Source organism: Pantoea stewartii subsp. stewartii (assembly GCF_008801695.1).
GTDB lineage: Bacteria > Pseudomonadota > Gammaproteobacteria > Enterobacterales > Enterobacteriaceae > Pantoea > Pantoea stewartii.
The window spans coordinates 1-251 of sequence record NZ_VZPF01000310.1; the positions used below are offsets into that span (position 1 = coordinate 1).

Sequence of the window (251 nt, forward strand, 5' to 3'; positions counted from 1 at the left end):
CAGGAGGACACCAGCACACGGCTTCGTTATCTCACGGAGCATGGCAGGCCGTTTACCACGCTTGTATACATTCCGGGGCATATCATGCTGTATACCGGTAATACGGTCATTAACGGACAGAATGTACGTAAGCGTCGCATTCAGACCGTATTGACGTTCAGGCAGAGGGAAGCTCGACCTTCCATGGCAGCAGATCGCGGACCCGGTTCACCGGCCAGTCCTGTATATGACCGATGACGTAACGCAACCAC

At 54.2% G+C, this 251-nt stretch carries 1 pseudogene; it reads left to right on the top strand.

The annotated features are described in order from the left end of the window. Nucleotides 1–126, top strand: a pseudogene (locus F7Q90_RS27575) (hypothetical protein); the annotation flags it as partial. Between the last annotated feature and the right edge of the window lie 125 nt (nt 127–251).